This window comes from Haloferax sp. s1 (assembly GCF_058382125.1).
On record NZ_JBZRPK010000689.1, the window covers coordinates 1 to 7,812 of the forward strand.

Here is a 7,812-nt window from a genome sequence, read left to right on the forward strand (position 1 = left end):
CTACCGATCTCCGGGTTATGAGCCCGGCGGAATCTCCTGGCTATCCCATCCCGCTACTACACCAGAATCGACTGACGCGGGTAAGGCTTCTGATTACGGCCCGTCGTTTCGGTACGCTTCGTCGCGAGCTTTTCGTTCCGCTTCCTCTCGACTCATCCGAGGCAGGTCGCGCGTCTCGCGTTGGATAGCGTGATAGAGAACGAACATCCCGCCGACGCTCAACAAGAGAACGAAGATAAATACGACACCAATTGCCATATCGTCAGTTACTGGTTCGGGAGCGGTAATCGTTTCGGAAATGACAATTGGAGTGGATTTTTATCCTGTGGGTACCCACAATCTACCATGAGCCCTCCACCAGACAGCGACCGTGATGGCTGCCCAAAATGCGGTCACTCCGAGACTGAGATGGACTCCATCGCAACCACCGGGTCCGGTCTCTCGAAATTTTTCGACATTCAGAACCGCCAGTTCACCGTCGTCTCGTGTACCAACTGCGGCTACTCGGAACTCTACAGCGGTCGGTCCAGCGGAAACTTCGTGGACCTCTTTTTGGGCTAAAGAGCGCGGCTTCCGCCGTGAACTGGCCTATTGAGACGGGACTAGCCAGTGACATCCGACATCCCCAGTCACGAGTGGATACTCTGACTCTCCCTCGTTCCGTCTCTGTCACTCGGTCTTCATCCACTTCTCTCCCCACTCGCGGATATCATCGAATGCGGGAAGCAGCTCTTCACCCTTCAGTGTGAGTGAGTAGTAGACCGCCACGGGACTCCCCTCCTCGACTTCTCGTTCGACGTACCCCATCTCCTGAAGGTCATCCAGCACGCGCGAGAGCGTCTGTGAGTTCGCGTTCGTCGCTCGTTTGAGTTCGTTGAACCGGAGGTCTCCCTCGCGGAGGACGTGGATAACCGTCATCCGCCACCGTGAGCCGACCTCTTCGAGCGTCTTGATAACCGGGCAGTTCGAATATTTTTCTTCGAGGTTCTGTTGCGGTGACATCAGCGTGACTTGGTCATCCCTACGTTCGCAAACCTATATCAAAATCACGCTCCAACACCTGGTGTGAAAATATGACTACTCACTCGCAAGCGGTTCGGCGACAGTGACGAATCCCGGCCGGTACACAGTCCCAACCAACGCACAGCCACACTACCCACACAGCCCCAACCAACAATGAACGTACTCCTACTCGGTGCAAGCGGCCGAATCGGACGACGAATCGCAGCAGAACTACTCGACCGCGGCCACACGGTGACTGGCGTCTCTCGCAGCGGTGAGATAGACGGAATCGACGATACCAACTTCGAGGCTGTTTCCGGAGATGCGACTGACACAGACGCGGTGGCGGAACTCGCAGCAGACCACGACGCAGTCGCCTCTGCGCTCGGCCCTGCCCAAGGAGACGCTGAATCACTCCTGACGATGACGGACGCAGTCATCGAGGGGCTTCGAGCGGCGGATGTCGAGCGGCTCGTCTGGACGGGCGGCGCGGGTGGACTCCGCGTCGGACCGGACACGAGACTCATCGAGACCGATGGATTCCCGGACGAGTTGGTCCCGATTGCACAGGCACACATCGACGCACTCGAACGCATCCGTGCGGCAGACGACCTCGACTGGTCGTACATCGCGCCCGCAGCGAGTATCGAACCGGGCGAACGAACCGGCGAGTACCGGACTTCTGACGGGCAACTCGTCGTCGACGAAGACGATGAAAGCCACATCTCGATGGAGGACTTCGCAGTCGTGTTCGTAGATGAACTGGAGAACGACGCGGCGATTCGGACGCAACTCGGCGTCGGATACTAGCCCGCTCTCTTACGCACTCGGCTCTACTAACTCAGTAACGTACTCGCCCAGAAGAGATATCTCAGATTCACACTCGTCCGGTCGTCACGTCGAACGGGACGACTTCGGCCCGTCGGTACTCACCGTCGCGAATCTGTTGGACGACTTCGCGGCCCATCTGTCGCCACTCGCGCCGAACTGACTCGTACGAATCGTCACCGCTGAGACCCCGTCGAAGGTCCGCCTCGTGACGGTCGAGTCCTTCCCCGGTCGCTTTCTGTGCCGCGCTCCGAACGTCGTACTCGTCGTACGGCGGTTCGACTAGTTTTCGGTGGTGGTAGCGTCGGGTTCCGAGGACCGACAGCCCGGTGTCGGAAAACAGGTCCGTCACGCGCTCGCCGAGTGCCACGTCGGTCCGGACTCCGTCGAGGAAAGCATCCCTGACGCGGCGTTCGAGCGGAACTTCCGAATCGACCGTCGAGTCGACACCGACGGCGGCGTTGTCGGGTTCGACCGTGGCGACGAGGTCGGACGACACGCGGGCGAACTCCGACAGTGCGGCCGCCGGGTCGGGAAGGTTCACGAGAAGCGCCTGACAGACGACGAGGTCGAAACTGTCTTCGGCAAACGGGAGGCGCGTTGCATCGCCAGTGACGACCTCGATTCTCGGACGCTCGGCTGCAACCGAGAGCAAGTCAGTGTCGGCGTCAACGCCGACGACCTCGGCGGTGGATGACTCGGAGAGGACACGCGAAAACTCGCCTGTGCCACACCCAACGTCGAGAATGCGGTCGCGTCCGTCGAGGTCTAAATCGGTGAGGGCGGTGCGCGAGTCGTCCCACATCCCCTCCCGCGTCCGTTGGAGGTACGATTCCGAAAAGCGTCGCACACCCGGATTCGGGCATGGTGAGGCAAAAATCAGTCGGTGTGGTGAACGCAGAAGGGCACCAGTTAGTCGCTTCGTCGAGCACGGACAGCGGCAGCGGCCAGCGCAAACATCGCTGCCAAGAGACCGAATCCGGGAGCACTCGTCGTCGAAGTCGAAGCCGTGACAGTACTCGTCTGCGATTGCTTGGGTGAGGGCCGTCCTGTCGTCGTTTCCGTGGACGTCGCTTTCGGGGATGCCGTTTCGCTGGTCGAAGCCTCGACAGCCACGACGACACCCGCGTGGTCCGACGGCCACCGGTCGCCACCCGAGGTTTCTATTCGAACGTCCTCGCTGTAGGCGAAGCGAGCGGGTTCGGACGCTTCGAGTCCGCGTACGAAGACGTGGTCGACCGTTCTAGTCAGTTCGCCACTGGTTAGGTCACCGCTCCAACAGCATGTCGGCCCAACGTCCGAAGTCACTGGTTCGAAAGCTGCTGCAATCCCTTCGTAGGGTTCGTCGCCCGGGGTCGCGTTCATATCACCAGCGAGGGCGAGTGGGCCGTCACGCGCCTCGGCCCAGTTGGTGAGTTCGGTCGCCTGTTCGGTTCGAACCGATTGGCTCGCTCGTTCGAGGTGTGTCGAAGCGAGGGTGAACGCTGACCCGTCAGAGATAGAAACCGTCGCGGCGGCGAAACCACGCGAGATTTGAATCGACTCGTCGTCCTCGTCGCCGAGTGATACCTCGAGTGTGGATTCGAAGGTACCACCTTGAAGCTCGGTTGCTTCGATTCCCTCCCGAACGAGGATGGCGTCCCTGTCGTGGAGGCTGACAGTCGTCTGCTCTTCGTCGATGATTCCCGGGAGTGAGACAACTGTCGTCTCGGATACCGCGGCGACGCGGTAGTCGCTATTACCGTCATTGAGTGCTGCCGTCAGTTCGTCGAGGAAATCGACGGTGCCCTCGTCGGCGGCGGAGACCAACGCGGCCTCTTGGAGTGCGATGACGTCAGCCTCGACAGCGACGAGTTCCTCCGCCAGAACAGCCATCCGTCGGGAGACGTTGCTCGCTTCGACGGACTCGTATAGATTGCCGACGACGTGACGTCGCTCCGTTTCGTCGTCCGTAGATAGAAATGGCGCGAGACTCACGCCGAGACCGAGGTTCAGCGTGGCAACTCGCGCGTTCACCGACGACTCAGCACGCGCTGTACCAGCGACGGCGGCGGTCAGGGGAACTGCCGCAGCACGACGGAGGACGGTACGTCGAGTCCAGCGAGAGTGAGTGTCGTGGACTTGGGACATTCAGATGACAGTTAGAAAGCGCCCCCGATAACCGTTGTTCGATATATTAGTTATCTATTAATTCTTGTCGGCGCGGAACTCGCGGACGCGCTCGATGTTCCACTCGTAGCTCTTGCCGTTTTCCGTCGGCGTCTCCAGCACGAGCGGGACGTCGTTGTCGACGATGGCATCGTGGTTGATGAACGCGCGCATTCCCTCCTCGCCGATGAGACCCTTGCCGATATGGGCATGTTCGTCCTTGTTGGTGCCGCACTCGTGTTTCGAGTCGTTCAGGTGGACGCACTTGAGGTGCTCCAGTCCGACTTCGGCGTCGAGTTCTTCGAACGTCTCGGCGACACCCTCGGCCGTCGAAAGGTCGTAGCCCGCGGCAAATGCGTGGGCAGTGTCGAGGCAAATATCCAGGTCCTGTTCGGACTCTCCGAGGACGTATCCGAGGTGGGCGAAGTCGCCACCCATCTTCGTGCCCGACCCGGCGTCGGACTCGATGAGGATGGTGACACTGTCAGGGACGTCGATTTCGTCGAGAACGGAGACGGCGTTTTCGAGGCCCTGCTGTTCACCCGCGCCGGTGTGGGCACCGAGGTGGACGTTCACGTAGGGAATGTCGAGTTTGGCCGCGGCGTCGACTTCCTTCTGCATGGAGTCGAGTGATTTCTCGCGCAGGCCGTCTTTCGGCGTACAGAGGTTGACGAGGTACGACGTGTGGATGACCCACGGACCCGCAAGCGACTCAACTGTTCCCTCGCGGAAGGCGTCGGACTCCTCGTCGCCGATGTTGGGGTCCTGCCACACCTGTGGAGAGTGGGTGAATATCTGACCGCAGTTCCCGCCGACGTCGACTTGGTTTCCGACCGCATTGTCGACGCCACCGGCGATAGAAACGTGTGCTCCAACTCGCATGCCGAACTCCACGCAGTACCCCAACAAAGGGACTTCGGAGTTGGCGGGGCGGCCGGAGTGGGCATTCGAACTGGCAGAGCGACCGGAACAACTGTTTTCTACTTCGAGTTCGGGGTTCGCCGGACCCACTCGTCTGCGCGGTACTTCTCTTCGACGCGAGCGCGCGCGCGTTCCAGTTCGTCATCGGTCCACGACCCCTCCTCGGCGTCGGCGAACTCGGCCAGTGAGTCGGTTACCGCCTCGACGAACGTCTCACGGGACACGTCCGCGAGTTCGTCGATACCGACGACGCGCTCGCGAAACTCGTCGGGGGAGACGCCGTGGCCGTCGTGCACGTCGAGATGCGTCTCGGCATCGACGGAGTAGGTGAGCGACCCGTGCTGGACGACGGCATCTCGACGGCGATACTGAGCGTTCCCCGCGATTTTCCGACCCTCGGCGACCATGTCGTGGGCGGGATGGAGCGCTCGGAGGTAGCACGCGGGGTGCCAGATGACCGGCATGTCGTCGTCGACGAAATCCACGTCGACGCCGACCGAGCGAATCGCATCCAAAATCGGCTCGCACAGGAGGTGATAGCAGTCCATGAGGTTACCGGGGAGTTCGTCCTTCGGGGCGACGATGGAGTAGGCAACGTCGCCGTAGCGGTCGTGGTAGATGCCACCGCCGCCGGTCGGTCGGCGAGTCACGTCGATGCCCTCGCGCTCGCAGAACTCCCAGTCGACCGTCCCGGGGTCCTGTCCGTACCCGAGCGAGAGGCAACTGGGTTCCCACGAGTAGACGCGAACCGTCCGGGGACCGCCCGAGGCGGCCGTCTCACCCGCGATTTCGTCGAGTGCCATCTGCATTGGACCGGGCCGGATATCCTCTCGAATCAACCGCCACTCGCGGTCGGCGAGTGCGCCCTCCGAGTCGTTCATACGCTGGATACACACAAGCGGGAAGAAAGCGATTTCGACGCTCGCCGGGAGGATTCCCCGACCGATAGCAAAACAGCGACTGCAACCACCTCGACCGAGCGATTCGATTATACCACGCCGCGGTGACATTCGTCTATGAAATTTCACCGCGTTGCCATCGCCGCGAAAGACCCGATCTCGCTGTGTGAGTTCTACGCCGAGACACTCGGATTCGCGCCCGTTCCGGGGTCACAGCGCTCCGTGACCGCTGGCGAGACCACGCTCTGGTTCGAACTCGGCGATACGAACCCCGGTCACCTCGCCTTTACCGTCGATGCGGCTATCGAATCTGTGGTTTCGTGGCTCAACGACCACGACATCGACATCCTCGAAACGGACGAGGGCGAAAGCATCCGCTTCGACTTCATAGAGGCGGATTCAGTGTACTTCGAAGACCCAGAAGGCAACGTCATCGAGTACGTCTGCTACGACGGCCAATCGTCCGGCGAGTTCGACCCGGGAACGGACCTCCGCGGCGCGACGGAAGTCGGGATGACCGTCCCAGACGTGTCTTCGTTTATCGACGACTTGACCGCCGCCCTCGACATCGAACGCTGGGGTGAGTTTGGTGAGGACACCGTAGCGTTCGTCGGCGACAAAGCGGGGCGATTCGTCGTCGCGCCCGCCGGTCGGCCGTGGTATCCGACCGACAGAGAAGCGACCGTCGGCCCGGTGTCTGTGCAGTGCGACGCCGACGGGGTGTTTGACCCGGAAGGGTTGCCGTATCGCGTGAACGTCGACTGACAGGACTTCGAGCTACTGATTCGTGGTTTCGCGTCTATATGCCTCGATATCTTCGATATCCTCTTTGAGATACTCCGGTGCGTCGTCGTGGTCGCGAATCTCCTCGGGCGAAAGCCAGTGAGCAGCGGCCACCTCCTCAGGTGCGCGGGCGTGTGCCTCACCGCCCTCGTACTCGCACAGCGTGACGACGTTGATGCACTGCGTGCCGACGGCCTCGAAGGTCCGACTGAGGACGTACTCGACCGCGCCAACCTCGATGCCAACCTCTTCGTTCAGTTCGCGGCGCGCGGTCGCTTCGATTGGTGCGGTGTGACCCGGTGACTGTTCGACTTTCCCACCGGGAAACGCCAACACCCCGGCGGCGTGTTCTTCCTCTGGCGCGCGCTCGATGAGGAGGTACTTCCCGTCTCGGACGACTGCCCCTTCGACGTTCACAACGTAGGCGTACTGGTCCATGCGGCCGAGTGGTGACCCCCGCCGAGATATTGGTTTCCATCGCAGACACTCGCGTGGTCTGGAGTCGAAACAGCCGCAGGGGCTTCCAGCAACATGTCGCGTAGGGTCTCGTTTGGATCAACTACCTGCTGCACCCCGATTCTGTATCGCTGTATTTGATTTATCGCGCGCCAATCCACTGACTCGCGGCTCTTTTACGCCTCGCTCACGGAGAGACCCTATGGTACGGAACGTCGCCGGCGTCATGGCCGAACTCGAACCCGAGGACTTCTATCTCCTCTCGGGCGTCGAGCAGGGCATGCGCTTCAGCGAGTGGGTCAACCGCGAGAAACTCCCGAAGAATTCGGGGCTGACCGCGGAAGAAGTCGACTACCGCATCGACCGCTGTATGACCCGCGAACTCGTCGAGCGCAAGACCATCCAGTACGAGGGGTACAAACTCACGGTCGAGGGCTACGACGCGCTCGCCCTCCGAACGTTCGCACAGCGAGACACCATCCAGGGGTTCGGCGCACCCCTCGGCGTCGGCAAGGAAAGCGACGTGTTCGAAGTTCAGTCGTTCAAGCCGCTTGCGCTGAAATTCCACCGCGAGGGCTACACGAACTTCCGCGAGGTCCGCCGCGAGCGCGACTACACCTCCGACAACCACCACGTCTCGTGGCTCTACACCGCCCGCAAGGCGGCCGAACGCGAGTACGAAGCGCTGGAAACCCTCTTCCCGCAGGTGTCGGTCCCCCGCCCCGTAGACCACAACCGCCACGCCAGCGTCATGTCGAAACTCGACGGCGACCCA

At 61.3% G+C, this 7,812-nt stretch carries 11 protein-coding genes; 4 read left to right on the forward strand and 7 right to left on the reverse strand.

Annotated elements, in window-relative coordinates; all coding sequences use genetic code 11:
• Window positions 1-93 precede the first annotated feature (93 nt).
• Window positions 94-258, reverse strand: a complete 165-nt coding sequence (locus tag QT222_RS17790) for a DUF8143 family protein (RefSeq protein WP_004057756.1) — start codon at window positions 256-258, stop codon at window positions 94-96.
• A gap of 87 nt (window positions 259-345) precedes the next feature.
• Between QT222_RS17790 and QT222_RS17795 the strand changes: the two genes are divergently transcribed.
• Entirely contained in the window at window positions 346-561 is a 216-nt protein-coding gene (locus tag QT222_RS17795) for a zinc ribbon domain-containing protein (RefSeq protein ID WP_491477946.1), read from the forward strand.
• A 108-nt stretch (window positions 562-669) separates the two neighbouring features.
• Here QT222_RS17795 and QT222_RS17800 read toward each other — a convergent pair whose 3' ends face one another.
• The gene (locus tag QT222_RS17800) at window positions 670-1,002 is read right to left on the reverse strand and encodes a winged helix-turn-helix transcriptional regulator (protein ID WP_004057760.1); all 333 of its coding nucleotides are present in this window, start codon (window positions 1,000-1,002) and stop codon (window positions 670-672) included.
• A 174-nt stretch (window positions 1,003-1,176) separates the two neighbouring features.
• Between QT222_RS17800 and QT222_RS17805 the strand changes: the two genes are divergently transcribed.
• Window positions 1,177-1,812: an NAD(P)-dependent oxidoreductase gene (locus tag QT222_RS17805; protein WP_004057761.1), complete on the forward strand. Its 636-nt coding sequence runs from the start codon at window positions 1,177-1,179 to the stop codon at window positions 1,810-1,812.
• A 67-nt stretch (window positions 1,813-1,879) separates the two neighbouring features.
• On the opposite strand, the gene QT222_RS17810 is transcribed toward QT222_RS17805, so the two are convergent.
• From QT222_RS17810 to QT222_RS17825, 4 genes are all read right to left on the reverse strand, one after another.
• Window positions 1,880-2,635, reverse strand: a complete 756-nt coding sequence (locus QT222_RS17810; protein WP_004057763.1) for a class I SAM-dependent methyltransferase — start codon at window positions 2,633-2,635, stop codon at window positions 1,880-1,882.
• 107 nt (window positions 2,636-2,742) lie between these two features.
• Complete coding sequence (locus QT222_RS17815) at window positions 2,743-3,960, reverse strand: endonuclease/exonuclease/phosphatase family protein (RefSeq protein ID WP_491477947.1); 1,218 nt, start codon at window positions 3,958-3,960, stop codon at window positions 2,743-2,745.
• Window positions 3,961-4,017: 57 nt separating this feature from the next.
• Entirely contained in the window at window positions 4,018-4,860 is an 843-nt protein-coding gene (locus tag QT222_RS17820; protein WP_004057767.1) for a deoxyribonuclease IV, read from the reverse strand.
• 98 nt (window positions 4,861-4,958) lie between these two features.
• The gene (locus QT222_RS17825; protein WP_491477948.1) at window positions 4,959-5,780 is read right to left on the reverse strand and encodes a lipoate--protein ligase family protein; all 822 of its coding nucleotides are present in this window, start codon (window positions 5,778-5,780) and stop codon (window positions 4,959-4,961) included.
• A gap of 135 nt (window positions 5,781-5,915) precedes the next feature.
• Between QT222_RS17825 and QT222_RS17830 the strand changes: the two genes are divergently transcribed.
• Window positions 5,916-6,563 carry a VOC family protein gene (locus QT222_RS17830; protein ID WP_491477949.1) on the forward strand — a complete coding sequence of 216 codons (648 nt, stop codon included), beginning with the start codon at window positions 5,916-5,918 and terminating at the stop codon, window positions 6,561-6,563.
• Between the two features lie 12 nt (window positions 6,564-6,575).
• On the opposite strand, the gene QT222_RS17835 is transcribed toward QT222_RS17830, so the two are convergent.
• Complete coding sequence (locus QT222_RS17835; RefSeq protein WP_491477950.1) at window positions 6,576-7,019, reverse strand: NUDIX domain-containing protein; 444 nt, start codon at window positions 7,017-7,019, stop codon at window positions 6,576-6,578.
• 220 nt (window positions 7,020-7,239) lie between these two features.
• Here QT222_RS17835 and QT222_RS17840 point away from each other — a divergent pair.
• Window positions 7,240-7,812, forward strand: a 573-nt coding sequence (locus QT222_RS17840) for an RIO1 family regulatory kinase/ATPase domain-containing protein (protein ID WP_491477951.1), incomplete at its 3' end; no start/stop codon positions are given.